Source organism: Sulfidibacter corallicola (assembly GCF_017498545.1).
Lineage (GTDB): Bacteria > Acidobacteriota > Holophagae > Acanthopleuribacterales > Acanthopleuribacteraceae > Sulfidibacter > Sulfidibacter corallicola.
Window position 1 is genome coordinate 5790296 of the sequence record NZ_CP071793.1, and the last position, 26260, is coordinate 5816555.

General features: G+C 56.5%; 19 protein-coding genes. 16 read left to right on the plus strand and 3 right to left on the minus strand.

All coding sequences use genetic code 11. The features are described 5' to 3' along the window. Window positions 1-22: 22 nt before the first annotated feature. The 4 genes from atpD (at window position 23) to J3U87_RS17725 (ending at window position 3975) form a co-directional block, all read left to right on the plus strand. Complete coding sequence (gene atpD, locus J3U87_RS17710; protein WP_237384388.1) at window positions 23-1432, plus strand: F0F1 ATP synthase subunit beta; 1410 nt, start codon at window positions 23-25, stop codon at window positions 1430-1432. 29 nt (window positions 1433-1461) lie between these two features. Further along, entirely contained in the window at window positions 1462-1854 is a 393-nt protein-coding gene (locus tag J3U87_RS17715) for a F0F1 ATP synthase subunit epsilon (protein WP_237384389.1), read from the plus strand. 119 nt (window positions 1855-1973) lie between these two features. Further along, window positions 1974-2699, plus strand: a complete 726-nt coding sequence (locus J3U87_RS17720) for a methyltransferase domain-containing protein (protein ID WP_237384390.1) — start codon at window positions 1974-1976, stop codon at window positions 2697-2699. Window positions 2700-2787: 88 nt separating this feature from the next. After that, entirely contained in the window at window positions 2788-3975 is a 1188-nt protein-coding gene (locus J3U87_RS17725; protein WP_237384391.1) for an ABC transporter substrate-binding protein, read from the plus strand. A gap of 115 nt (window positions 3976-4090) precedes the next feature. Here the strand turns inward: J3U87_RS17725 and J3U87_RS17730 are convergent, their stop codons facing one another. Then, window positions 4091-4429: an STAS domain-containing protein gene (locus tag J3U87_RS17730; RefSeq protein ID WP_237384392.1), complete on the minus strand. Its 339-nt coding sequence runs from the start codon at window positions 4427-4429 to the stop codon at window positions 4091-4093. Between the two features lie 193 nt (window positions 4430-4622). On the opposite strand from J3U87_RS17730, the gene ruvA reads away from it, so the two are divergent. The 4 genes from ruvA (at window position 4623) to J3U87_RS17750 (ending at window position 10040) form a co-directional block, all read left to right on the plus strand. Further along, a complete protein-coding gene (ruvA, locus tag J3U87_RS17735; protein WP_237384393.1) occupies window positions 4623-5231 on the plus strand; it encodes a Holliday junction branch migration protein RuvA in 609 nt (202 codons plus the stop codon). Next, on the plus strand, window positions 5225-6241 hold the full coding sequence (ruvB, locus tag J3U87_RS17740; protein ID WP_237384394.1) for a Holliday junction branch migration DNA helicase RuvB: 1017 nt from the start codon (window positions 5225-5227) through the stop codon (window positions 6239-6241). The genes ruvA and ruvB overlap by 7 nt, the downstream gene beginning before the upstream one ends. Continuing rightward, on the plus strand, window positions 6234-7943 hold the full coding sequence (locus tag J3U87_RS17745) for a sigma-54 interaction domain-containing protein (protein ID WP_237384395.1): 1710 nt from the start codon (window positions 6234-6236) through the stop codon (window positions 7941-7943). Before ruvB ends, J3U87_RS17745 begins: the two co-directional genes overlap by 8 nt. A 492-nt stretch (window positions 7944-8435) precedes the next feature. Then, window positions 8436-10040 (plus strand): hypothetical protein, encoded by a 1605-nt coding sequence (locus J3U87_RS17750; RefSeq protein WP_237384396.1) that lies wholly within the window; start codon window positions 8436-8438, stop codon window positions 10038-10040. A 76-nt stretch (window positions 10041-10116) separates the two neighbouring features. On the opposite strand, the gene J3U87_RS17755 is transcribed toward J3U87_RS17750, so the two are convergent. Together J3U87_RS17755 and J3U87_RS17760 are read right to left on the minus strand one after the other, a co-directional pair. Then, a complete protein-coding gene (locus J3U87_RS17755; protein ID WP_237384397.1) occupies window positions 10117-11523 on the minus strand; it encodes an AAA family ATPase in 1407 nt (468 codons plus the stop codon). Further along, window positions 11523-13631 carry an ATP-binding protein gene (locus J3U87_RS17760; RefSeq protein ID WP_237384398.1) on the minus strand — a complete coding sequence of 703 codons (2109 nt, stop codon included), beginning with the start codon at window positions 13629-13631 and terminating at the stop codon, window positions 11523-11525. The genes J3U87_RS17755 and J3U87_RS17760 overlap by 1 nt, the downstream gene beginning before the upstream one ends. A 736-nt stretch (window positions 13632-14367) precedes the next feature. Between J3U87_RS17760 and J3U87_RS17765 the strand changes: the two genes are divergently transcribed. From J3U87_RS17765 to J3U87_RS17800, 8 genes are all read left to right on the plus strand, one after another. After that, complete coding sequence (locus tag J3U87_RS17765) at window positions 14368-16446, plus strand: hypothetical protein (protein ID WP_237384399.1); 2079 nt, start codon at window positions 14368-14370, stop codon at window positions 16444-16446. A gap of 185 nt (window positions 16447-16631) precedes the next feature. Then, window positions 16632-19079, plus strand: coding sequence for a PPC domain-containing protein (locus J3U87_RS17770; protein WP_237384400.1), 2448 nt, complete (start codon window positions 16632-16634; stop codon window positions 19077-19079). Between the two features lie 46 nt (window positions 19080-19125). Further along, window positions 19126-19875, plus strand: a complete 750-nt coding sequence (locus tag J3U87_RS17775; RefSeq protein WP_237384401.1) for a hypothetical protein — start codon at window positions 19126-19128, stop codon at window positions 19873-19875. Between the two features lie 72 nt (window positions 19876-19947). Continuing rightward, complete coding sequence (locus tag J3U87_RS17780; protein WP_237384402.1) at window positions 19948-20706, plus strand: tetratricopeptide repeat protein; 759 nt, start codon at window positions 19948-19950, stop codon at window positions 20704-20706. A gap of 41 nt (window positions 20707-20747) precedes the next feature. Beyond that, on the plus strand, window positions 20748-21356 hold the full coding sequence (locus tag J3U87_RS17785; RefSeq protein ID WP_237384403.1) for a hypothetical protein: 609 nt from the start codon (window positions 20748-20750) through the stop codon (window positions 21354-21356). A gap of 271 nt (window positions 21357-21627) precedes the next feature. Next, window positions 21628-22092, plus strand: coding sequence for a tellurite resistance TerB family protein (locus J3U87_RS17790; RefSeq protein WP_237384404.1), 465 nt, complete (start codon window positions 21628-21630; stop codon window positions 22090-22092). 332 nt (window positions 22093-22424) lie between these two features. Beyond that, window positions 22425-24548 carry an arginine--tRNA ligase gene (locus tag J3U87_RS17795; protein ID WP_237384405.1) on the plus strand — a complete coding sequence of 708 codons (2124 nt, stop codon included), beginning with the start codon at window positions 22425-22427 and terminating at the stop codon, window positions 24546-24548. A gap of 186 nt (window positions 24549-24734) precedes the next feature. Next, window positions 24735-26201, plus strand: coding sequence for an HTTM domain-containing protein (locus J3U87_RS17800; protein ID WP_237384406.1), 1467 nt, complete (start codon window positions 24735-24737; stop codon window positions 26199-26201). Window positions 26202-26260: the final 59 nt, after the last annotated feature.

The following is a 26260-nucleotide window of genomic DNA, read 5'->3' on the forward strand; positions in this document are numbered from 1 at the left end:
TTAATCTCAAGGAGTAACTTCAATGAATAAAGGGAAAGTCGTTCAGATCGTAGGACCGGTTCTCGACGTGGCGTTCGAAGAGCAGTTGCCCGAAATCTTGAACGCCGTCGTCATCGACTACAAAGCGGAAGGTTCCACCGACGAGCCGGTCCGCATTACGGCCGAGGTGGCGCAACACCTCGGTGAGAACAAAGTTCGCTGTATCTCCATGCAGCCTACCGACGGTTTGATTCGCGGTGTCGAGGCCATCGATACCGGCCAGCCCATCAGCGTTCCCGTCGGATCGGAAATCCTGGGTCGCATTCTGAACGTCGTCGGCGATCCCGTCGACGAGGCCGGCCCCGTCAAGTCCAAAGACCGCTGGCCGATCCACCGCGAAGCGCCCGCCTACGAAGAACAGTCCACCCGTTTGGAAATGTTCGAAACCGGTATCAAGGTCATCGACCTGCTGGAGCCCTACATGAAGGGCGGTAAGACCGGTCTCTTCGGCGGTGCCGGTGTCGGCAAGACCGTTCTGATCATGGAGCTCATCAACAACATCGCCAAGCAACACAGTGGTTACTCCGTGTTTGCCGGTGTTGGGGAACGTACTCGTGAGGGTAACGACCTGTTCCACGAAATGAAGGACTCCGGCGTTTTGAACCAGACCGCCCTGATCTACGGTCAGATGACCGAGCCCCCGGGCGCCCGTGCACGGGTTGCGCTCAGCGGCCTGACCGCCGCCGAGTACTTCCGCGACACCGAAGGCAAGGACGTCCTGCTGTTCGTCGACAACATCTTCCGCTTCACGCAGGCCGGTTCCGAGGTGTCTGCACTGCTGGGTCGTATGCCTTCGGCCGTTGGTTACCAGCCCACGCTGGCCACCGAGATGGGTGAACTCCAGGAACGGATCACCTCCACCAAGAAGGGATCCATCACCTCCGTTCAGGCCATCTACGTACCCGCCGACGACTACACCGACCCCGCGCCCGCGACCACCTTCGCTCACTTGGACGCGACCACCAACCTTTCGCGCCAAATCGCGGAACTCGGGATCTACCCGGCCGTCGACCCGCTGGCCTCCAGCTCGCGGATTCTCGACCCCCATATCCTGGGTGAAGAGCACTACAACGTCGCGCGTCAGGTGAAGCAGGTTCTCCAGAAATACAAGGACTTGCAGGACATCATCGCGATTCTCGGCATCGAGGAACTCTCCGAGGAAGACCGGCTCACCGTTGCCCGCGCGCGTAAAATCCAGCGCTTCCTCTCGCAGCCGTTCTTCGTGGCCACGGTATTCACCGGTATGGAAGGGAAGTACGTCAAGCTGGAAGACACCATTCGCGGTTTCAAGGAAATCGTCGAAGGCCAGCACGACGACCTGCCCGAAGCCGCCTTCTACATGGTCGGTACGATCGAAGAAGCCATCGAAAAAGCCAAGAAACTGGCCGATTGATCGGCTCACCGAGAATGGGATAACCAATTATGGAATTACAAGTTCTCACTCCGGAAAAGAAAGCGTTGGAAGAAGACGTCGCGTCGGTGTACCTGCAGGGTAGCCAGGGGCGTCTGGGCATTCTGCCCCAGCACACCTCCTTCCTTTCCAAGCTCGATTTCGGCGTTCTCGAATACGAAAAGGACGGCTCCAAGAAGCAGCTCCTCTGTGGTTCGGGATTGATCGAAGTGATGGAAAACAAGGTCATCGTCCTGGTGCGCAGTGCGGAAACCCCCGACGACGTCGATGTGGAACGCGCCAAGGACGCCTTGCAGCGGGCCAAGTCCCGGCTGGGTTCCAAGGACAAGGACGTCGATCTGGATCGGGCCCACGAAGCTCAGCTCCGCGCCATTCAACGATTGAAATTCTTGGGCAAGCTCTAAAGAGCCTTTCCCTTCACCGCATGAAAAAGCAGGTCCTCGTGACCTGCTTTTTTTCTATCCGGCCGGATGTCGGCCGAAGGGTGAGGGGGGCGAGAGGGCGCGATTGTCGGAGGGACCAGGTGTCGTGGCAACCCATGCGCTTGTCGCAACCGAAGCGGGGCTATCGGTATTCGGTCGATGCGTTGTTGTTGGCCGCTTTTGCCGCGCGGTTCCGGCCGCGTCGCTGGTTGGATCTCGGAACCGGTTGCGGGGTGGTCGCGGCCCATCTGAGCGCCTACCTGCCGGAGAGTCGCGGCATGGCCGTCGAACGTCAACCCGAGCTGGCGGCGCACGCCCGGACCAACCTGGCCGCGGCGCCGGTCGGCCTGATCGAGGGCGACGCCAGGACCTTTCCCTGGCGCCGCGAGGTCTTCGATCTGATCGCCTGCAACCCACCCTACTACGCCCATGGCAGCGGCCGGCTCAAGAAGGATCCCGTCGCCGCGGCCGCACGCCACGCCCTTCACGGCGACTTGGTCGACTTTTGCGACGCTCTTTTCGGGGCGCTCACCCCGCAGGGGCGATTTTGCGCTGTTTTGCCCTGCACCTCTTATGAGAGAATGGAACCCCGACTTGTTGCACGAGGATGGTTTCCATGGGTCCGCCTCTGGGTTCGTCCTTTCGCGGATCGCGTGCCCAATCTGGTCTGTTTCGCTTTGGGCAAGACCCTCGTTGATCGGCCTTGTTCGGGGGAGATGGTTTTATATCGAGCCCATCGCCTCTTTTCCGAGCGGGCACATGACTTTTTTGCCCTGCGTGGAGACGAGGTTCCCATTTGGTCTGAAGACCATTCGTTGCTAGAATGAACCCAAATATACTCTTTTTCAGGGCCTGCGGTCTCGCCACATGGCGATTCCGGAGGCATACCAGAACTTTTGCTTGAGGAGCAGCCTTATGAATGGTTTGAGGTGGACCACGATTTTCACCCTGGTGACCGCGCTTTTTTTGCTCACCTCCTGCGCATCCAACGATGTCAAGATCGGGGTGATCATTCCCCAGGAAGGCTCACTTGCCGACTACGGTTATCAGATTCGTTCCGGCATTCAAATGGCCTATGACGAAATTCAGCAGTCCAAACAAAAAGGTGAGATCCAGAAGAACTACCAATTGATCATGGAGCGGGAAGACCAGGATCTCGCCAAGGTCGAAGAGGCCTTTCACCGCCTGCGCAAGCAGGGCGTGACCGCCATCATCGGGGCCGCCTCCTCGGCCGCCACGTTGAAACTGGCTCCGCTCGCCAACGAACACAAAATCGTACTCATCAGTCCGGCCAGTTCTTCGCCCGAAATCAACCAGGGCACTACGGACTTCGTATTCCGCAATCACCCCTCCGATACCCTCGAGGCCCAGAAACTTTCCAACGTGATCTTCCAGAAGGCCAAGATCCAGAAGTGCCTCATGGTTCGTTCGCGCGATGCCTACAGCGAAGGCATCACGTTCGAACTGCTCAAGTTTGCACGTCAAAACTCCAGCTCGCTGCCCAACGAGGTCGTCAAGTTCTCCGCCAATCCCGAGGAAGTGGATTGGACCGCGGTCGTCGATCGCATCGTCGAGATCAGACCGCACGCGGTGTTCCTCGCGGCCTACCACAACGGCTTGGTTCCCTTGATCAAGACTATTCGCGAGCGCGAAGACACCAAGGGCATCTACATCTTCACCTCTTCCTCGCTGATCCTCGACGAAGCCGTCAAGGAATTGGGCAAGGAAGCGCTGGAGGGCATCATGTTCACGGGCTACCATTGGGATCCCCACGAGAACATTCCCCAGGTGATCGAATTCACGAAGTCCTTCAAAGAGAACTTCCACACCGATCCCACCCTGTTCGCGGCCACCGGCTACGACGCCATGAAGTTCCTGGTGACGGCCATCGAAGACGTGAATCAACAGCTTCCCGACGATCTGCGCTCGCAGATCACCAAGAACGCCTTCACCGGCATTCTCGGTGAGACCGACTTCAACAAGCGCGGCGATGTCACTCGGATCCCGGTCGTCTACTCCGTTCACGACGGTGCCCGTGGCGAGATCACCGAAGAAGAGATCAACAAGATCAAAGAAGACGTTCTCACCCGACTCGAAGATTGAGTTCGTCGACTGCCGAACGTGGAAAAGGCCCGGAAATTCCGGGCCTTTCTTTATGCTTTCTATGAAAATGGCTGTGGGAAGCCGGAGCCGGGTGGCGGCTCGAAAGGTGATTCGATCAATCGAATGACTGCATGGCGTCTTCCACGGAATCGTAGATTTGGAATACCGTGACCAGAGACGTGAGTTGCAGCAGGCTGTAAATCTTCGAATGCAGGTTGCAAATGCGTAATTGACCGCCACGGTTGGTGATGGTGGTGTAACAAGAAACCAACTCGCCGATGCCGGAGCTGTCGATGTACTTCAATCCGCTCAAATTGAGCACGATTTTCTTGGCGCCAGACTCGAGTAATTCGTTGACGGCTCTCCGCAACTGAACGTCGCCTTCGCCGATGGTGATTTTCCCGTGAATTTCAATGACCTTGATGTCTCCATAGTCGACAACATTCGATTTCATAGTTGGCTCCCTATGTTTCGTGAACTGTGGTTGATTTATTATAGTCCAACTGCCTTGGGCTTTCAGTAATTTGTGAATGGGAAAGTCTTGCCCGATTCTGGGCGATCGGCCGGAGATCGGCTCCATTTCCCTGGATTTTTGGTGATTGCGACGACTGCCCGCGTGAGTGGGCCGATCGCTGGGAGGTAGCGTCTTGATTGGATTTCTTCGCGGCAGTTTGTTGGCGACCGAGGCCCAGAGCGTGCTGATCGACGTGGGTGGCGTAGGCTACGAGGTGTTCGTGGGCGACAGCGCCCAGACGGTCAAGGTGGCGGTCGGCGAGGAGCTGGTGCTTTGGGTCTACACCTATGTGCGGGAGGACCAGATCACGCTGTTCGGGTTCTCGGAGCCGGTCGTCAAAAAGATTTTCCTCGTGCTGATCGGGGTCAACGGGATCGGCCCCAAGTTGGCGATGTCGGTGGTTTCCACTCTGGGGCCCAACGAGCTGTTCGATGCGGTCCTGCTCGGCAACAATAAAATGCTGTGCACCGTCCCGGGGGTCGGGCGCAAGGTGGCCGACCGCATGATCCTGGAGTTGAAGGACAAATTGGCGCCGCTGATCGAAAACCACCAGCATCGCCAAGCCAGCGAACCGGGCGAAGCGCGCGAGTGGAAGGATCTGATGGACGCCCTGGCCGGTTTGGGCTTTTCTGACCAGAAGATCCGGAACGTGCTAAAATTGGCGCGCGAGGAGTTTGCCGGAAAACCGATTGATATTAATCAACTTCTCAAATTTTCTCTTAAAAAGATCAAACATTGCTGAGCGAACAACAGGAACCCGAAAGAGATTACGAAGCGGGGCTGCGTCCCAGGTCTCTGGCAGATTACATCGGCCAGTCGGCGATGAAGGAGAACCTGGCGATTTTCGTCAAGGCCGCGCGCAAGCGTCAGGCACCCCTCGACCACGTCCTGCTCTACGGCCCGCCGGGTCTGGGCAAGACCACCATGGCCAATATCATCGCCCATGAAATGGGCAGCACCATGAAGTCCACCTCCGGTCCGGCCATCGAGCGACCGGGTGATCTGGCCGCCATCCTGACCAATCTCAATCCGTTCGACGTGTTGTTCATCGACGAAATCCACCGCCTGAGTTCCGTGGTCGAGGAAGTGCTGTACCCCGCGATGGAAGATTTCCAGTTGGATATCGTGATCGGTCAGGGACCCGGTGCCCGGTCGGTGAAGATCGACCTGCCGCCATTCACCCTGGTCGGGGCGACCACCCGTGCCGGCCTGCTGACGACACCGCTTTTCGATCGATTCGGGGTGGTTCATCGCCTCGAGTTCTACACCGTACCCGAGTTGATTCAAATTCTGAAGCGCAGCGCCAAGCTGCTGAACATCGAGATCGACGACGACGGCGCCACCATGATCGCTCAGCGTTCGCGGGGAACCCCGCGCGTGTCCAATCGGTTGCTGCGTCGCGTTCGCGATTTCGCCGAAGTGGTCGGTGAAGGTCACATCGATGCCAAGGCCGCGCTGTACGCGCTCGATGCGCTGGGTGTGGATCAGCTTGGGCTCGAGGAAGGCCATCGCAAATTGTTGGAAGTCATTGCCCGCAAGTTCAACGGTGGCCCCGTGGGCCTTTCCACGCTGTCCGCCGCCATTGGTGAGGAAAAAGATTCGATAGAAGATGTCCAGGAACCCTATCTGATCCAACAGGGCCTCCTGGAACGCACCCCGCGTGGTCGAAAATTGACACCCGCCGGTTATATTCACGTTGGTTTGAAGGATTCGGTACCCTATCAGCCGAGGTTGTTTGAGGACGATGACTGAGCAACACGTTAAGTCGGTAAAGCTGTTTTTCCAGACCTTCGCGAATCACCTGCAACGGATTCGCGACGATGGCACGGATGCCAACCAGGCTTACCGCGCCCAGATTCTGCTTGGCCAATTGCATCAGTTCGAAAAGTCTATACTCGAGTCCGACGGGGACCTGGCTGCCGAAGGCGGCGACCAGCGTGCGTTCAAGGCGTTGTTGTCCCTGGAGGACTGCGGCTCTCTGGCTCAGTGGTTGGTCGCCGAACAGAACGCGTTTCCCGTTCAGGCCGTGTTCTTTCTCGATTCTCGCGGTATCTGGACGCTTTTGGCCGGCGAGGGCCCCGTACCCGATCGGCTTCGCGTCGAAGAGTGGTTGACTCGGGGTCGGGTGGCGCGCCTGGCCGACGAACGACCCTGCTACACCTGTTACCTCTACGGTCAGCCGCGGCTGATCCTGGCTTTCCGCGATGCCGACGAAAGCAATGCTTCCGCGCGCGGCCAGTTCGTTCACTTCATTTCACGCCTGCTTCCACTGTTCATCCAGGGTCGCGTCAAGGACGCCCCCTCCACGCTGGGCGGTTCCACCGGGATCATCGCCAAGGACGTGGTCTTTCTCGAGGTGCTGGGCTTGATCGAGAAGGCGGCCAAGAAAGACGTCAGCATGCTGCTCGAGGGCGAAAGTGGCACCGGCAAGGAAGTCATCGCCAATTTCATTCACCGCAAGAGCCCGCGTGCCACCAAACCCCTGGTGGCCGTCAATTGCGCCGCGATTCCCGCCGGCCTGATCGAAAGCGAATTGTTCGGTCACGAAAAGGGCGCCTTCACCGGTGCCTACCATCGCCAGATCGGCCGCGTGGAAGAGGCGGACGGCGGCACCCTGTTTCTCGACGAGATCGGTGAAATGGAGTTGGCGATGCAGGCCAAGTTGCTACGTTTCCTTCAGCTACACGAGTTTCACCGGGTCGGCGGCAAACAGAAGATCAGTGTGGACGTGCGCATCGTCGCCGCGACCAACCGCAACCTCAAGGAGCAGGTCGCTCAAGGGAACTTTCGCGAAGATCTCTACTATCGACTTTCCGTCATGCCGTTTACGATTCCCCCGCTGCGCGACCGGGTCGACGATATCGTCAGCCTCTCGCGCTATTTTTTCGAGAAGTACGGGGAGTCGTTCGGTATCGCCGAGCTCGACATCGATCCGATGGTGTTCGACCTTTTGGCCGCCTACGACTTTCCGGGCAATGTGCGCGAGCTGGAGAACCTGATTCAGAACGTGTTGGTGTTCGCCCAGAGCGAGAAGATCAAACCCTTGCATCTGCCCGAGTCGATTCGCGGCTTGGATCCCAAGGGCATGGAGGCGCGCGACGGCAGTGGCCGCATGCGCAAATGGCAGAAGCGCTCCAGTTTCGGGCGACGCTTCAAGATGCGGGCGCGGTCGAGAAGCGTAGATTCCGCCGTGGAGGCCAGCGCCGAGGTACCCGACTGGATGCGATCCATTCCGCGCGACAACGACGAACTCAAACAGCTCAAGCAGGACATACAAAACTTCGCCTCCGACCTGACTCTGAAACTGGAGCACCGTTTCCTGAAAAACCTCTTGGATCGTGCCGAAGGATCCATGCCCAAGGCCAGTAAAATCGGCAACATCAATCGCACGCTGCTCTACAAGATGATCGATCGAACCAAGCACTTGGAAGAAGATCAAGCCGATTCCGACTGAGTCTCCGTCGGTCGGTTGGGGTTCCGCCATGTCGTTCCGGGAGAGACGCTGGTTCGCTCTCGGAGACATCGATCGGGCACGAGAAAAAGCCTACTGATAGGGGTCTTTTGCCATCCCAAAGAAGGTCGTGCCCCAAGAGAGTGGAAATTTTTTTCGTGACATCTTTCGATTCTCGTTGGATCGTGACAGCGCGGACAAGTTCATTTGGTCTCTCATTTGAGCTGTGTTGTATGGCTCTTGGTTTGAAGGGGTTGTGTGGGAGGTATGTCCTTCGGGTGAAACGTGACGGGAATGTCATTGCCGCAGAGGATGTTCGTCAAACGGGTTTTGTTCTAAGGGGTTTTGTGAGACGCCTAACGAAACTCCCCGAAAGATTTTATAACTTGGCTTGCGAATTGCAGTTTTGGGTAGCCGATCCTATATTGTATCCGGAAGGATGCGGTATGGGACTTCATTTCGAGTTCCCCCTCATTTCGCAATAAACGGTGTTCCATGAAATCCACCCTTATCAAACTGATGATGTGCCTTGCCGCTGCCGGTCTTACGGCTTTTGCCCAAGACAGCGTCGACTATCGCTACCACGTGCCTTTTCCCAGTACCAAAAACGTGGCGACGCGCGACTGGCAATACCTGCTTGAAATGGTGCCCCTCGAAGACGGCGCCTTTCGGGTCCAGGTCTTTCAATACGATATTCAAGGCAATGTGGTGAACAATGCGGCGGCTACGGAACAGGCCTCCGGAACCGTTTACCGTTGGGACTCGAACACCGATTCACAGAGCCTTCGCTTGAGATCTCTGGAGATCGTTTCCTCTCTTCCCATGAGCGGTGTTTTTTGGATGTGGAACGACGTGCACGGACAGGTCAACGCGATGCGCGTGGCCTCCGCCGAGTCTTCCAGCACCGTCATCCCTTACCTTCCCGATATTTCCGAAGACGAGACCACCACTTTTTCAGTTTTGGGCACCTCCGCCCAGCCCCTTCAGGCCGATATTTCCTTCAGCTTCTACAATGTGGACCGATCGCTGGGGACCACCAGTCTCGTGCGCCAGGCCTGGCCCCGCAACGGGTACCTGGTGCTGACGCCAGGTAGAACGCTTTCGCTCGATGGTTTGGAAGAAGACGCTTCCGCTACCTGGGGTCGTCTTTCCGCCGGTTCGGCCGACTACCTGCTCGCCGGTTTTCAAACGCTGACACAGGAAAACGTCTTCGGAGATCGCGGGCTTTCTCAGACGAGTGCCTTTGAATTGGGCGATACCGCCAAGAGCGACGGTTATTTGGTTTTCGAAGGCCTGAGCGACAGCTTGCTTTTCGACGAGAGCGCGCCTGCCGGATACAACGATCGTTTCGAAGTGACCAATACGCACGGTCAGGATGTGGAAATCGTGTTCGAGTTGGTGGTTCTCGGGACGCCGGCCGAAGAGGGTGCTTCCGCTTGGCGGGAGATCGAACAGAAATACGTTCTCAAGCCGTTCGAGCAACGGCGCTTCGACCTCGGTATCGATCTCTTTGCCGAGAATACCGGCAGCCCCGTCCGCCTCTCCTACCACGCCTCCTCCATCGGCGAGGAAGCGGCTCCGATGCCGGTTCACGTGTTGCATATCCAGGAAGGGTTGGGTGAGGCCAAGATGGGTGCCCATTACTTTTCCGATGCGGGCAAGGAAATCGCCACCTGGATTTCGCTGGATCGCGATTTTGACACCTACCTCCATGTGGGGTCTCTGGATCGCGAATACGAAATCCCTCCCGAGCAGCCCAATCTTGAGCCGGTTTTCGTTCGCGAAGAAACCGAGATTCGCGTTCAGCTTTTTCACCGCGACAAGATGTTCTTCAATCAACTGTTCGCTTTGGGCCCCGACAAGGTGCTTTCGGTGTTCAACTCCACCCAGCTTCGCGAGTTGATCGGCGAGAAACCCTTCAGTGCGGAAGTCGACGCCATTCGGGTTCGCATCTTCACAACTGACGAAAATCCCAATTCGGCGGGCAACTTGTTGATCGCGAAGATGGTTACGTTTTGGGAGAACGATCTGGCGCTCGTGAATCCCATGATCTTCACCCCCGATTTGGGCCTGACCGCCGATGAAGAAAGCGCCGAGTAACAATCACCGAGAGCGCAATCAGCGCAACTCTTTTTTCGAAGATTGGTGAAGTCCGCTCCCGTTACAGACTGGGGGCTCAGTTCAGTGCCGCTTCCTCGGAGATCAGCATCATCAGGTCCAGGAAGTCCGCCTCGCTGTAGGTGCTCGGTTCCGATTCGGCCATTTGGAAAAACCGGAACAGCGACCAACTCGACTCGTTTTGTTCGAAGTACACGAGGTACTCCGCCAGTTCCAGGATGGCGCGCTCCCAAGGTTTGCCCTCACGCGCGTCCTTGGTGAGTTTCAATAGCCCTCGATCGGGGTAAATGCTTTGATCTATTTGGGAAAGCTTGAATGGGGCCAAGCCCTCACATCTTTTTCCGTCTTGGGACTGTTCCAGGAAAAACTTGTACAGCGTCAAGATCTGCTTCAACACCAACTGAAAGTGCGCTTTATCCACTGCAGGATCGGACTGGTGCGGCGCATGGAAACTCGGGCTGGCGTCAAATTTGGCGCTCAGCCATTGGGTGTGGAAGTAAGAGCAGATTCTCAGGTGGTTGGCAGACTCGATGGAGAGGAATCCGAGCTGAAGTAGTTTGGAGACCATGGCCTTTTCGGCCGGTGTCTCGAACTCCGTCAGGTGATTTTTTCCGCAGAACACGTCCTTGACCAGATCCTGCTCTTCGGGGCTCAGCAAATCGAAGTTGACCTCGATCACCTGGATCAGGGATGGGTTGGCCTCGAGCTGGAGCGTGACGTCCTCCAGCTTCTGATTCTCGAAAAAGTGTTTGGCGAAAAGCTGGAGTTCATAGGGGTTGCCGTCGGTTTTGTCGATGATCTTCGCAATGGCGTGCTCATCGGAGAGACCGCTCTTCAGGCAGGTCTGAGCGGCTTCCTGGTCGAAGTGGCCCAGGTACATCGCGTTGAAACCGTGAAGAAAAGGCGACGTGTCGACGACCACTTCCTTGTGGATCTGTTCGAGGCGAGGTGTCGAGCTGATGACGGTGTGAACGTGGTGGCTGTTTTGAAAAAATTTGCGAAGCTTGCCCAGGAACACCGGATTCTTTTTGCCGACGGTGATGAACTCCTCGGCTTCGTCGATGAGCAGCATCAACCCCATGTTCTTTCGTTGCAGGCTCCTGCTCAATCTTTTCAGAATTTGGTGACAGGGAACGCTGTCGTCCGGCTCGCAATCGAGCGCCTCCCATGTCTCGGGATACTCGTCCTGGCTGTCTTCGATCGCGTCGATCAGGCTGTCGGCCAAGCCCTCGACGTCGTAACTTCCCTGGATATCCCAGAAAAGGGCGAAAGTGTTCGACTCCTGGCCGTTGACACGATATTCCAGTTGCCGCAGGAGCGACGTCTTTCCGACCCGTCTCTTTCCGATGATCCAATCGCAGGATTCGTTGGAATCGAGTAAGTTGGCAATGATTTTTTTGCGACCGTAAAAGTGTGATCCAGATACCCAGCGTCCTGCGGAAAATGGGTTGCGTAGGGTATTCATCAGCCTTTTTCTACCTCGTGCCGGATTTCGTTGTAGACGAAATTCACGTCTTTGGCCGTGATCTTGCGGCGGTTTTCGTTCAACACGTGGGCCACAAGGTTAACACACATTTTTTGGATGAGATAAGGCTTGCCTTTGGTGACCGTGACAATCTTGTCCACGGCATCGGCGTTGTACTGGTAAACGCCTCGAACGGGATCGGTTACCAGTGATTTTGCTTGTTCGTCGGTGAACGGTTTCAGCTCGAGTTGCTCGAAGAAGTTATACCAGGGACTGCCTTCGCTTTTCCAGGTCGTGTTGATGTTGATGCCCGCCATCACGGCGACCAGGTGTTTGGCGAATCCTTTCATGAACACCGAGCGCAGTTGCTGATTGGTCTGTTCCGAGAAACCGTTCATGATGTCGACCTCGTCCAGCAGCAGTACGAGCTTCGGTGATTTGGTGCAGGTCTGTTTGAGCTGTCCGACATACTTGCGCAGGCGTTGGGTGAGAATTCTGCCGTCGATGGATTCCGGAGGTGGATCCAGGTGAATGCCCTTGGGCTCCAACGCCATGGTGATCTCGTGGTCGATGACCCCGAAGAATTGATCTTCCTTGACGCCCTGAAGGTCGATGAACACTGGAAAAAACTCGTAGTGGGGGTCGTCGAGCTCGGGCAGGATCGCATCCAATTGGTGCAGAAAGCTGGTTTTGCCGATGCGCCGCTCGCCGTAGATCATCAAGGAATTGTTGTGCAGCGTGTTCAGGAGTTGCTTCAACATGGGTCGGCGACCGAAGAACATCTTGTCGTTGAGGACCGGTGCACCGGCGATGTAGGGATTGAAGCGGTTGCGAAACGCCTGGCGCTTTTTCCGTTGCCGGATGAAGAACAAGCCGAGGGTCAGGATCGCCAACGTGATGAGAAAGACCTTTCGCAGGAAGGGAGCCTTGGGCTGGGCCGGGCGCGGGAAGGTGTAGGGATACACCCGCTGGTGTATCTGGTTGTGCATGTCCCTGATTTCGAGACGCAGGATGTTGGAGAGTTTGGGAAAGGTGTGCTTGGGAATGGTGGGAATCTGGAACTCTTTGTTGTTGAACAAATCCCACGACGACAGCAGCTTGTCGTTGATGTAGAGCGAGGCGTTCTTGAGTGCGGTGTCGCTGGCGATTTCCGCCTGGATCATGGCCGTCAGGTTTTGCTCGGAAATGGGGATCAGGTCCCAGTCGACACTGATCACGGCCGGATCGGGTTTGGAGAGCGAGGCCCGTGTCTTTTCGAGTTCGCGGTGGAGACGCGAGTTGGTGAGCTGCAATTCGCGCTGCTGCTTCATGGTGTTGAGCAGCATTTCGTTTGACTTGTCCGCCCGCCTCAAGGCCGCGTTCATCGCTTCTTCGATTTCTGCGGCGGTCTGTCCCTCGGCCTCCATGCGTTCGGTGAGCCGTGTGATTGCGAATTGCGCCTGCTGGTGGCGGGGTTTCAGGCGGGTGACCGCGGTATAGAAGGAGAGCGCGCGGGCGAAGTTGCCCTGCTCCTCCTCGAGTTGGGCGTCGCTGAGCAGGTTGTCCACATTGGCTTCGGCTTCCTTCTCGATATCGCGCAGCTCCTCCTCGTTGGAGATCAACACGCGAAGGATGCCGGTCAATCCCTGGAGCTCGGCATTGTTCGGAAAGGCTTCGCGGAGATCCTGCAGTACCGATTGCGCCGCGGTGTACTTGTTCATGGAAATCAGTTCCCAAAGGGCCGTGGTGTCGGGGCGCTCCTCGATCTCCGGTTCCGACGGGTAGCGTGCGATGAAATTCGTCAACAGCTCCATGGTCAAGGCATTGCGTTCGACGCTGTCTTCCTTTTCCGCGTAGGCCCGACGTAGAAAAAATTCGGCCCGTTCCACGTTCCCCGTCCACAAATGCGCCGCGGCCAATTGGTGATAGGGGTAATAAGTAATGAATTGAACCCCGTAGGTCTTGGCCTGTTTCTTCGAGCGCGGTTGAAGGGCGACGGCCGCTTCGAGTTCCCGAATGGCCGTACGGTAGTCTTCCGCTTTCAAAGCTTTTTGGCCTTGGTCGTAATGCTCGTACCAGGTTTGTTCCTGAAAGATCAGGAATGTCGCGACGGAGAGGAGGAAAAGCATGGATTCAGCCTTGGTTTCGAGGAGTGGGGAGGGAGGCCGTGACCGGAAAAGGCCGCATCGAAAAGGAATGGCACCGATCGGGCATTCACCTGTATGAGAGCGCGTCCCCGCGATGGAGCGCGCCCGGTCATGGTTTGCCAAAACCGTGCCCACCATCGGTCTGTCTTTCATTCTAAGTGGCGATCAGGGGGTGGAGCATCCGATTCCGGGGTGGGGGACGGGCAGGTCTTGGAAGGGTATCGGTGGCTCCCTACATTTCCAGAACGCCCAGTCGAAGTGGGTTTTCTCTAAAAGAGATTTTATCATCGTGAGTTATGGGGTGGGCCAACTGGTGGATACCAGCTCCGCCGGCACGGCGGGAAGACGGAAGGTGGCGCAGGAAGATCCGCACAAGGCTGAGTCGTTGCCAGGCCGAGCCGAAATACCTTCGCGAAAGGACCGAGGCGGGGGAAGGGAGACAATGTGAATCGAGCGAAAAAGGGTGGTTTGTGTCTCTCAGCCGGGAACATGTGTCTGGCTCGGGAAATATTTTTGAAAAACTATGTAACGTATTGTTTTTATGGTGGTTAAGGTGTTGTTTTGGTTGGCACGTAACATGCTTTTGACGAGGGTGCCCGTTTGTGAAGGGTTTGGATCAATGAATTTGGGATCAAAACCACCACAACAGTTGTGCCGAACTTCTAGGGATGCTCCTGAATCTGTATGGATTCAAAATTCAATGGAGGAACTAACAGTTATGAATTTCAAGAAACTGCTTTTGGTAGCCCTCATGGCTGCTGGTAGCATGGCGTTTGGGGCCATCGAGCTCCGGACCACCGTTAACCCGGTTTACGTTAGAGGTACCTGCGAACAGGCCGGTATCATCTTCTTCTCTGTAACCGGTGACGATTTTGCTCGAGCTAGCACTTCCGCTCCGGTCTACATTCGTTTGACTTTGGACCACAACGCGAAACTGTGCAAAACGCTTGTTTGGTCTCACTCTTCCAACATCAACTCTCACACTTTCAACCCCATTTATCTCCCCTTGTACCTGGAAGCCGGTCAAGGCGCTGTGACGGACACCGTCGCCGCTCCCGACGCGACCCTGTCGGTCGTTCGTTGGAAAGCTGGTGAAGCTTCCATCTGGCTGAAAGTTCAGTCTTCTTCCTCTGACTGGATCGACACCGGTGGTGGCACCGAGTCTCCGACTCCCAACCAGCGTATTTCGTTCGTAATCGGTGTTCCCGCCAGCGAGAGCTGGGAGCGTCACTCCGACATGTTCACCGATGGCCGTGCCAACCTGCCTTTCGCGACTCGCGATCTCGACGCTGGTTCTAACGACTTCCTGGATGCAGTATCTACCCTGATCTGTACCGACCTGTCGAACTCCAACCTCGAGCCGCTGCCCGCACCGCAGGATGTTTCCGGTCTGAACTTCGACCCCAACTCCTACGACGAAACCACCGAGAACGTTGAAGACGGTCAAACTGAAGGTTCCATCCAGGAAGGTACTCCTGTATCGGTCGCCTTCTCGAATGACTTGTTTGTTGCTCGTGGCTTCGACTTCAACTGCGACGGTGCTCCCCAGGCCAAGCCTCCCTTCGTACGCGCCAACCTCTGCTTGATCACTGGTCAGAACCAGGGTGAAGAAGACCAAGGTCTGGTATGTGTACCTAACACCGTTGTCGTCAACGTAGCTTGCGGCCAAGGCCGTGGCTTCCACATCGGTTCTTTCATCGAACTGCGCACTCCCAACGATCGCAACTACGGCTTCCGGTTCTACACCCGTAGCTCTGACGGCTTCTTCATCGACGAAGACCTGAACGCTGTCAACCCCGCGGGCATCCTGCCTCAGTGGCTGCGTCTCGACTCCGCCGCTCTGTCTGTGATTCCTGTTGCTCCGGACACCGGTTCCTTCGACCTGCCCTTCGGCGACACCACCAACAGCTTCAGCGCTGGTGGCACCCTGTTGACCCGTCGCGGCCAGATCGTTTTCGACGGTCCCGGCGTTCCCGATGACATCACCTTGTCTGTAAGCGCGACCGTTTGCTCCTGGTACGAGGAAGATCCCAGCACCATCGACATCACCGTCGACTTCTGGGCCACCAACCTCGACTCCGTCATCGACTCCGACACTCGCTTCCCCGGTATCGACAACTTCGGTCTCGATCAGGAAGTTGCTTGTGATCCCTCCGCTCGCCTGGCCTTCACCTACGACTGGGCCTTCGGTGAGTTCCTGCCCTGCGAATCTTCCGCTTGTACCCGCATCTTCTTCCAGTACGTACCCCGCGCTATCAAGCCCGACGGTTCTCCCACTGGTTTCTTCGCCGGCGTTTCCTTCGTGAACCACGGCCAAGCTGACCTGGATTCCGTAACCGGTATCGTATACGAAGCTGACGGCACCGAGTGGCAGGTTGAGTTCCCCGAACTGGCCGTTCGCAACCAGCAAACCTGGCTGCTGTGGTTCGACGAAGAGTCTCAGACTGTGGTATTCGCCGACTCTGACGACACTTCCATCAGCCAAGCTCCGGTTCTGCAGGACGACACGGTTCTGCGTGAGTTCGGTACTCAGCGCTCCTCCATGTTCGTAGTTGGCTGCGCTACCGCTGACGACCTCTCCCTCAACACCCTGGTCGCCGATCTCGACGGCTACCTGTTGATCGGTAAAGACGGCGTCATCAGCGGCGCTTACGGCGCTCGCAACACCGAAGATCACCCCCAAGAGCAATCTGGTGATCTGCCGGTACTGTCTCAGAAGCGTGCTATCGACACTGGTATGCCTGCCGAAAAGCGTGTTTCCTCTTTCGGCACTCGCGATCCCTTCATGATCAAGTAATCTTCTAAACCCTGAAGGCCCCAGCCCCTGGTTGGGGCCTTCTTGTATCTGCTCTTAAAGGCTTTATCACCATCATTGGCTATGCCTTTGATGGTGATAAAGCTTTTGATTTTAAGGCATCAAAATTGAATAGACGGGTCGGGAAGAGTGTTGTTTGGGTAGTACCTTCCCACAGGAGATTGAGCATGCTTTCGAGAGTTCTATGGGTGCTTTTCGCGGCCCTGCCAATGGTGACGGCCGGAGAAGTCACCACGCAAAACAAGACCGATCTGAAACCGGACGGCTCCTACTTCGTGAATGCCGACCTTTGGACCAGTGATTACCTTTCTCTCCGCAAAGATCAGATGGTTCACGGTGAAAGTTACCGTGGCTATCCCGGACCGCTTCCCAAGCTTTTTTACGCCTTGGGCCAGGACCCCAACCACCCCGCCATCGATTGGGAGCTGCTGAATCTCGTTGATCGCGAAGCGCTTACGTGGGAAGGTGCCTGTAACGGTTGGGCCATTTCCACCTTTTTCCACGAGGAGCCCGAAGCGATCGTTTTCAACGGGATCCGCTTCATGCCGGGCGAACTGAAAGCCATGCTGGCCAGTATCTACCGAGCCAACCAGGCTCGTGTTTCCGGCGGCGGCGCCACTGGCCTTTCCGCCCAGGCCCTGCACGACTTTTTGATGCTGACCGTGGCCGACGGATTCCAGGTGGTATTCGACGTCGACATCTCCGACCAGATCTGGAACTACCCGGTGCACGGCTTCGATTTGGTGTCCCAGCAGGATGGCGACTACACCAATGTCACCGCCACCGTATACTACCCGGCCCTTGTCACCTTGAACGACAACAACGACTTTCTGCCGCTCGATACCGAAATCTACACCTACCGTTTTCTGACCGAGACCCAGTCCAGCTACGAATACACCGGCAATTCGGTGGAAGCCCACCCCCAGCGCGCCTGGTTCCCCGGTGAGTTCTACTACAAGGGTCAGTGGCTCCTGATCGCCAATCACTATTACTACCGCGAACTCTACTTCAAGCTGTTCAGTTCCGGTTTGGGCTTCGGGGTCGAAGACGACCTCTACGAACCCAACAACGCCGCCGAGGCGGCCGTGCCTTTCCGCGACGAGTTCGTGTACGGCAGTCTGACCGTCGGCGACGTAGACTACTACTCGGTCGATTTGAAAGCCGGCCAGCGCCTACAGGTGGAGTTCGAAATTTACGACGGCAATCCGGCCACCTTCGCCTGGATCGATCCCGAGGGCAACGAACGGGACGCTCAAGATCGCAGCGAGGGCCATACCCTGGATATTACCGCCGAAACCGCCGGTACCTATCGCCTGAAGGTGGCACACGACGAATTCTACGCTTCCAATTCCTACTACACTCTCGAGTTCCCCAAGGACGCCGGGTCATTTTGGCTGGGTCAGGGGCAGTTGGGTGACGAATTGGCGTCCGACGCTTTCGCCATCAACACTCGGGCGGCCGAAAACAGCGTCGATGCCCAAGCGCTCGCACCTTACGGCGGTGTTGCACTCGCCAAGGAATCGGGAAGGGTATGGCGTTCTTCCGAGCGTACCATCTGGGCCGAAAGCTGGAAGAACGGCGATACCATGCACAAGAAGCTGTATCACCGCGACCACGTGATGAAGACCCGCTACATCGCGCCTCACATTACCTTCCGCAACGGTTGGAAGACCCGTCTGGAAGTCTTTTCCGAAAAGGCCGGTGTGCCGGTGACCATGGTCCTGCACGCGGACAACGGCAACGTGATCCGCTCCGTCGAGCTTCCCTTCAACGGCAGCACCCGTTACGAGAACTTCCTCGATCGGATCCCCGGCATCGGTTCGCTTTCCCAGGTCGCATGGTTCGAACTGACCACGGCCAGCGACAACCCCTTGAAGGGAACCGTCTGCTTCGAGAATGCCCGCGGCAACTACGTCATGATCGATTTGGAGACCCGTCCCGGTATTGGCGAAATGATGGTGTTCGACCTCAAATCCGAGGCCGAAGGCGGCACCGGACTGGCGCTGCTCAATGTCGCCGATGTGGAAAACGAGGTGCTCTACAGCCTTGAAACCAAGAGCGGTGATGTGATCGCCGAAGGTGGTTTCTTCCTGGGTACCGGCGAGAAAATGCTGAATACCGTGGCCGACCTGACCAGCAGCACGGTGACGAACGACATGATCCTCTTCGTTCATGCCCAGTACCCGCTGGACGGTTTGGTCGTTCAATACCAGATGGATCCCTATTTCATGTATGGTCACCGCATCCTGCGCGACTCCCTGGACGAGCATTACGAAACCTTTGTTCGCTTGCCCGAAGACCGCAATTTGGTTACCCTGATGGTGGCCAACCTCGGTACCGCCAACAATCAGCCGTTGTTCGAGGGCTATTCGGCTGACGGCACCCTGCAGGGTCGTTTCAACATGAACATTCAGCGGGCGTTGTCTCCCAAGGAAGTCAAGTTTGTCGACGTGGCGACTATTTTCGAAAATGGAGTGGACATCCTGGACCTGGATGCCATCACCCACTTCCGGATTCGTTCTCCCAAACCCTTTTTCGCCGTCGAGTTATATGGGACTCCCCAAACATCGACCTTTATGGGCATTCCATTGCCCCTGATCTACGAAAACCCCTGAGGTGGTAGGGGAACTCGAAATTCTCCACGACGAGGTTAGAGATTCAATGAAGATTGCTAAAGCGTGGTTCCTGTTGCTGGTGCTTTTGTCGACCGCGGCCATGGCTCAGACGAACAAGGCCGATGGCCAGGATGACGCCAAGAAGAAGAAACTCACTTCCAAAGAAGCGGAAATCCTCAAGGAAAACATGCAGTTCATGGTTTTCGACGAGGAGCTCGGTCGCGAGCGCCCCGCCAGACCCGACGAGATCACGGTCCATATCGAAGAAGGCGACCGCTACATCATTCGCCCCTATTTGGAAGAGAACGCCGTCAGGACCGACCACATCAAGGTGTTCAACGAAAAAGCCGAAATGGTCAAGATTCCCCTGGATCGACCCATCGTGATCGAGTACTGGACCGGCAGCGGCATGGAACGCAACCAGTTTTGGAACCGGATGCGTGAGCTGGAACGGGAACACGAGGGCAGCGAACTGATTCGCGTCATTTCGATCTTCTACGACACCGGAGAAGAGCCGCGTGCCAAGATCGAGCTGGCCGGCAAGGAATTGAAGAACTACACCAAGCCCCAGAACCTGTATTACGATCTCCTGGACGGAGTCCGCACCGATTTGCAGCCGCCGGGACCGGTGTCCTACTTTCTCGTGGATCAGCGCAAGCAGATGACCCATGTGGGTCGGGGAGACTTTCCCGCCACCGCCCAGCTCTTCGATGCGATCCAAAATGCGATCAATTACTACAAAGACGAAAAGAACAACCCCACGGGTCTTTCGGTGAAGCGCGGTTCCACCAACTGAGCGCCACTATTACGTTTCTCACGGACCTGACTTGGGCCATGCGACCCGAGTCAGGTTTTTTGGAGTTTGATTATGCGTTTGTTTTTGATTTTTCTCGTAGGATGTTCCCTGTCCGCGTTTGCATGGCACGGGGATCACGGTAAACCCAAAGCTGCCGGTGATGCTCCCCAGGGGGCGCCCCAAGATTACATGATGGCCGCCCAGGCTCGCGAAGCTGCCGGCGAGATCTACTTCAAGCTGATGAAAGAGGGTCCCGCCGCCGAGCAGTACGCCGCACTGGCGGAGATTTTCTTCGACGACAGCCAGCCGTTGCCCGCCCGTTTCTACTATGAATTGGCGGTTGCCAAGGATCCTGAAAACAAGGCGCTCCAAGAGGGCCTGAAGAAGATCGAAGATAGACTTACCTATCTCGACCAGCGGTTCAAACACTTCACCGAGCGCTCCAAAAACGAAAAGAAGCCCAATGCTTACGGCAGTATGGCGGCCATCAAGTTCCACATGGGCTATCGCCGCGAGGGTGTCGAAATCCTGCAGACCGCCATCAACAACTTCGGAGAGGATCCGCGCATCGCTCCGTTGATCCGGACTTTTCAGACCCAGGTCGCCAACGATCGCGCCATCATCTTGGCGCTCAACGAAGGTGTTCAGAAATCTATCGAGAATGGCGATGTGGATGCGGCCCTCAAACTGGTAGGGCAGATGATTTTCGTCAGCTCGGGGCATCCGGACATCATGGCCGTAGTCCAATCGGTCGAGAAAACCAAACCCCAGAGCATTCACCCGGAAACGCTCGCCCTGATCGAAGAATTCTCCAAACAACATGTCAATTGAGAAGGGCCACCTCTCTGACCTGACATGCACGAGGTGTGCTCATGTTCAAACTGTTTAAATTCGCCGCCCTCGCCCTGACGTTGGTGCCTTCGCTGTTGGCTACCGAGCCCGCGCCCGGCGCCGATGAGGCGAAGCCCGAGGAAGTGCAGTACGAGATCATCGGTGAAACGGCCGCGGTCCAACACAAGGAAGCGCTGGAAGAAACGATTCGGCTGTTCTGGCAGAAGACCGTCGAGGGGGACTTGACCTCGATTTACGGCATGTACGTGGAAAGCTATCGCAAAGCCGTTCCCTTGAAGGATTTCATTGGTCTGAATCGGGGTGAAGTCTCCGATGTGGAACTCGACAAGATCTGGATGTGGGGCGACGGCTGCGCCTACGTCAAGATCTACCACGCCATGAAAACCGAGTTCATGGAGTTCCCTCGTTTCCCTACCCGTCAACGGTGGGTTTGGAACGAGGACAAGTGGCAGTTGTACCAGGAGTCGGCGGTCGGCGGATTCGTGATCGCTCCCAAGTCCAAGAAGGTCCAGGAACCCTGCCCGTTGCCTGAGAAACTGCGCTCCAAGGTCAAGAAAAAACCCGCCAAGGCCGCCGGTGACACGTCGGCAGCCAAGGAAAAAGGCGAAACCGCGGCCAAGGTGAAATGAGGTTCTTTCGAAAATCGATCGGGTTTGCCCGGTGGAGCCGGGATAACGATCGGTAGAAGAGCTTCTGGGTACTGGCTCGTCGAGCCCACGTTTGAATTGAAAGAGAGGTCGCCTTCGGGGTGACCTCTTTTTCGTTTGGGCCGGAAGATTGGAAGTCCGGCTGGCTCCGGATCGTCGGGCCGCGCGGTTGGGTTGGTTTCGAAACGGGTAATGATGATAGTATGAATGCCAAGAACCACACCTCTCGACGAAAAAGGAGCCGTCTCAGATCATGTCGTTGTTTACCCGTTTGCTCGATATGTTTTCGAATGAGCCTGAGCAACAGGAGGCCGACGATCCGCTCCTCGTTCGCGCAGCGCTACTTTTGGAAACCGCCTGTTTTGACGATGATTTCGCACCCTCCGAGCGACAATTGATCGTTCGCCTCTTGGAGCACAAGTACCAATTGGAGCCGAGCGAAATCAAGGAACTGTTCGAGACTGCCAACCAAAGGCGTTCGGAGCGCCACGACATTTTCGTGTTCACCAACCGAATCAACGAAGTGCTGTCTCTGGAAGAGCGTGCGGAGCTCATGACCGAGATCTGGCAGGTGATCTTCGCCGACGATAAGGTGACGCCGGAGGAAGAACATCTCGCCCGACGACTGCGAACCCTTCTCCGGCTGGATCACCAGCATTGGGCCAAAGCCAAGCAGGATGCGCGCATCCGCAACAAGGAATCGACACCTGAGTCCTGAGGGCTTTCTCTGTCCGCCCCCCATCGTACTTCGCCGTTGTGGTAACGCCGGGTTAGCCCTTGGTTTGTGGCCAGGGCCTGTGTTACATTTCCTGGCTTAACCGGTGCCCGGCCGGCGACGTGTCCACCGCCGGCGATCGAGAGCCATGGGGCCGATGTTCAGGTATTCGGACCCAATCGATCCGGCATTCGCGGCGGCGTCGTGTCGCCATGGTCCATCGGCGAACCATCGGATGTTTTCATTGAAATGTCGGCGTTTCCGAAAGGGGACCAACTACGGACTCGAAACTCGGCATATCCGGCCGGGCGAGTCGTGCAAAAGAGAGGAATTCCATGTCGTACCAAGAACAGATTCTTGCGTTGTTGAAACAGGTCTTTGTCGTGCATTTGGGACTCGATGCCAAGGGATTCGAAGACCTTCGATTGGGCGTGGAAGTTCCTCGAGACACCTCTCACGGTGACTTTGCGGTGGCCTGCTTCAAAATGGCCAAGCTCTTGCGCAAAAAACCAAATTTAATCGCGACCGATATCCTGCCTCATGTGCAGGCCGGTCTGGGTGATTTTGCCGATCTGGCCTCCGTCGAGGCGCTTGGTCCCTATTTGAACTTTCGCGTCAACAAATCGGCCTTCGCGGCCGACGTTTTGGGCGGCATTTTCGACGGTAGCCTGTTGGCGCCGCGCCCCAAGAAAAACCTAAAAATGATGATCGAATATTCTCAGCCGAATACCCACAAGGCCTTTCACGTCGGCCATATGCGGAACGTCGCGCTCGGCGATGCCCTGATCCGGATTTGCGAGTGGAACGGCTACGATGTGGTCGCCGTGAACTACATCGGCGATGAGGGAACCCACATCGCCAAGTGCCTGTGGTACTTCCGCAAGCATTTCGACGGCGCGGTTCCCGAGGAGAATCGCGGTGAGTTTTTGGGCGAGCTGTACCGCCGCGCGGTCAACCTACTGGATCCCAAAAACCTGACCCGTTGCCCGATTCCCAAGGTCTACGCCGCCAGGGTAACCGCGATCGAACCTTCGCCCACCAAAAAAGAATGGACCATGGTCACCGTCGATACCGGCTCTTCGACGCATACCGTCATCTGTGGTGGTACGGGTTTCGAAGTGGGCGACGTGGTGGCCTACGCGGGCCTGGGCGCCAGAATCGCCGGCCGCCAGGTGGGCGTGTTGGACAAGGAAGGCGTGCGCAGCGAGGGCATGATCTGTTCCGGCAAGGAGCTGGGTCTTTCGGAAGAAGCCCAAAAAATCCATGTCCTGCCCGAGGAGACACCTCTCGGCACCGAACTGGCCGAAGTGTTTCGCATCGAAGGGGCGCTCGATCCCGAGGTGCCCGTCGTCGACGAGCTCCAACGCCGAAATGGGGAAGTGAGCGACATCCTGAAGGCGCTCGAGGCCTCGAGCGGCGAGGTCCACGACCAGTGGGTGGAGACCAAGAAGTGGTCCATGGACGAGTTCCACGCCATCTATGATTGGTTGGATGTTCGCTTCGACCATTATTTTTTCGAATCCGAGGTGAGCCTGCACGGGAAGGAGATGGTCTTCGACTATTTGGAAAGGGGCGTGCTGGTTCGGTCCGAGGGCGCGGTGGGTGCCAATCTCGAGGAATACAAGTTGCCCTTCCTGCTGTTGCTGAAATCCGACGGCACCGGCCTCTACGCCACCAAGGACCTTTCCCTTGCCCACGTCAAGTTCAACGACTTCGGCGTGGATCACTCGGTTTACGTGGTCGATGCCTCCCAGTCGCTTCATTTTCAGCAGGTGTTCGCGACCCTGGACAAGATGGGCTTCAAGCGCGCCAAAAACTGCTTCCATCTGCCCTATGGTCTGGTCAAGCTGAAGAGCGGCAAAATGGGATCCAGGCACGGCAATGTGATCCTGTTCTCCGAGCTGCAGACACGGCTCGAAGAGAAGTTTCGCGAAGATCATTTGAACCGTTTCATCGGCGAGTGGTCCGATGAGGAAATCCACGAAGCCGCGCGCTGGATTTCGATCGCGACCATCAAATACGGCATGTTGAACACCGACAACATGAACGAGATCGTCTTCGACATGGACGATTGGACCAACAAGTCCGGGAATACCGGCTCGTACATGCTGTATGCCTATGCGCGGACACGGTCCATCATGCGCAAGATCGGTGACGTGGACGAGAGCAAGGCTGACTGGTCGTTGCTGGGTAACGAATACGAAGTGGCGCTGCTCAAGAGCATGGCCCGGTTCCCGGAAGTCGTGGCCCGTGCCGGCCAGGAATACAAACCCAATCAAATTTGCACCTACCTCTTCGCCTTGTCCAAAGAGTTCTCCAAGTTTTGGGAACACTGTCCCGTCCTTCAGGCGGAGACCGAGTCTTTGAAAATGACGCGTGCGTTGTTGATCGAGGCCGTGGGTCGCGTTTTGAAAAAAGGTCTCGAGCTCATTGGCCTGCGGCCTTTGGAACGCATCTGATTTGGGTGGGTTCTCGCCCCCAGGCTCCGTGATGGTTCGAGACGACATCGAAAAGGCCCGAGTTCCTGCCGTGGTGGCGGATCTCGGGCTTTTTTCGAGGCCGGCGAGTTGCAGACCCGGAGGCGCGGTTTGTCTATGCTACAATAGCCGGACTTTTTATCCATCAAGGTGAGCCAAAGGTGGGACATGGGGAATAACCCGAATGCCGGCAAATGGTTTGATCTCAAAGCGACTCATTTTTCGCTTTCCCTGGCGCGCATCGTTTTCTTCAGCTTCCAGTTCTGTGAATTCGCGCAAACCTACTGGAATCGGGCGATCAGTTTCCCCGAGGGAAGCCTGATCGGGAACGTCGTCCTTCCCGTCTATCTGGTGATTCACCTATTGTTGATTTTCGGGCTGTTCACTCGGTTTGCCCTGATCGCGAACTTGATTCTGGCCCGCGTCATTCTCGACAACGTGCTCGATATCTACCACGTGGATTACGTGATCAAGTACCTAAGCCTGGCGCTGGTCTTCATGCCGGAACCCAAGGCGCTGGCGCTGGATCTCGTGCGCCGGAAGGAAAAGGCTCGCCCAGGGGCACCCTTACCGACTTGGTTCTATCTCTGGGTTTTCACGCCGCTTGCCTTGACCTATTTCGATTCGTTGTTTTTCAAGTATCGCAACGAAATATGGCAGAACGGGCTCGCCTTTTGGATGCCGGCGGCCCTGCCCAACTTCAGCACCGGTTATTACCCCGAGTTTTTGGAGGTCAAGGCGCTGGTCATGCCCTTGTCCTACCTCTCCCTGATCTACGAAACCCTGTTTCCCGCCTTGCTGCTGCGGCGTGGCCGTCTGATTGTCTGGACTGTCGGGGTGGGCTTCCACCTCGGGATCGCGATGTTTTTTCCGATTCCCTGGTTCGCCTTGAGCTGGGTGGGCGCCCTGTTGCTGTTTTTTCCCTTTCACTGGTTCATGGATCTCGAAGACGATGGCGAGCCCCAGGAAAGCCTGGCCTATTCCAAAGTCGTCGCCAGGTTGGGCTACGCGGGATGCGTGTTGCTTTTCCTGTTTCAGTTGAGCCTGATCTTCACCCCGAACAAGGTGAATCGATTCATTGCGCTGCACATCGGACAAGCACGCCACAACGTCTATCTGGATTTCCACTTCACCCTGACAAGCCCGATCCTGCGCTTTTACGAAGTCACCGAAGAGGAAAGAATTCCCATCGCCTCTTTCGACGACAAGGGTTACCCCCAGGTATCGGGCCGCTACTGGGCGACCACGCATTTTTTCTTGCGCTTCGGCTTCCTCAACGATCCGCCCAAGTACACCATGTGGCATATTGCACGGTATTGCAAAGGCTCTCTTTTGAAGCGCGGGCGTCCCGTGGCCGGCTCGGTCATCGAGATCGAGTACAAGGATGTAACCACCCCGCTAGCACTGGATTTCGATCGCGACGATCAAATCGAGAAACACCCGTGGCACGCCGCCGGACGCATCGTGTACGACGAGAACGGCAAAGCGAACTTCGACTTCACCCGCAATTTCCGCCACCAAATGTTCGATGTCAGACGGCCCTTGCCGGTACGAAGCAAAATCGTCACACCCAAAAAAGAGGAACCGAAGCCCGAAAGCGAGCCCACCACCTCGGAACAAAACCAGAATCCCTGAATGTAGTGGAAGAAAACCGATCCCGCACACAGACCGGGCGGGTTCACTTGTAAAGAGAC